This is a genomic window from Bradyrhizobium sp. Ken51 (assembly GCF_055807435.1).
This window is the reverse complement of the sequence record NZ_JBVVPB010000176.1, coordinates 1-267: the sequence shown is the minus strand read 5'-3', so window position 1 is coordinate 267 and position 267 is coordinate 1. Positions and strand designations below refer to the sequence as shown.

The following is a 267-nucleotide window of genomic DNA, read 5'->3' as shown; positions in this document are numbered from 1 at the left end:
CGCGTCTGCGCCGCGCGCTCCTCGTTGCAAGCCAACCAGTACTCCATGTCGATCAATCGGGTCAGCCAGCTGTCGTTTCGGTTGCAGGCCGTCAATTGGCCCATGGCCGCGCCGACGGCTGGATCCTGCATCTTGCAAACGAGCCTGCTGACCACGTCGGGGGCGATTTCCGTGTCGGAGTCGACGTTGAGCACGAGATCGCCGAATGAGCGGCGAATCGCTGCGATCTGCGCCTTGCGTTTTCCAACATTGCTTGGCAGCAGAATG

General features: G+C 61.4%; 1 protein-coding gene. It reads right to left on the bottom strand.

The features are described 5' to 3' along the window. Window positions 1–267 (bottom strand): glycosyltransferase (locus tag AC0L27_RS41370; RefSeq protein ID WP_473323896.1); only part of this gene is annotated, 267 nt, incomplete at both ends.